1 protein-coding gene is annotated in these 562 nt (G+C 65.8%); it reads left to right on the forward strand.

Annotation, left to right across the window (positions count from 1 at the left end; translation table 11 throughout):
• Nucleotides 1–562 (forward strand): ABC transporter permease (locus FK268_RS23605; RefSeq protein WP_146437886.1); only part of this gene is annotated, 562 nt, incomplete at both ends.

Consider the following 562-nt stretch of genomic DNA (forward strand, 5'->3'; position numbering starts at 1 on the left):
GCTGGCGCCTCCTGCTGGGCGCGTTCTTCCTCGTGGTGTCCGCCGTGGTCTTCGGATCGCTGTGGTTTGCCCTGACGACGGGCGGCCGCACGCCGTACCAGGACTGGAGCGAGAATCTCTACCTGATCCTATTCGGTTTCGTCGGCTTCCTCGGGCTGGTGATCGCCCCGACGATGACCGCGACATCGATCAACGGCGACCGCAAGGACGCAACTCTCGCCGTCGTGCAGGCGACGCCCGCCAGCGGCGCGCAGCTCGCCACAGGGAAGCTCCTGGGTGCGTGGATCGCCTCGTGCATGTTGTTACTGGTGTCGAGCCCCTACATCGTGTGGTCGATCGTCGCCGCGAACTACCCTCTGTGGTCGTCACTCCTCGGCGTCGTCGTGATCGCGCTCCTCTTCCTGGCCTACTGCGGCGTCGGCCTCGGCTTCTCAGCACTACTCGCCCGCCCGATCGGGTCGGCCGCTGTCACCCAATTGACGATGCTGTTCCTCCTGATCGGCCTCCCGATCATCGCCGTCATGCTGGTACCCGCCACGGAATCCGAGGTCGACGCTCAGCG

Origin of the sequence: Tsukamurella sputi (assembly GCF_007858445.1) — a bacterium.
Taxonomy (GTDB): Bacteria; Actinomycetota; Actinomycetes; order Mycobacteriales; family Mycobacteriaceae; genus Tsukamurella; species Tsukamurella sputi.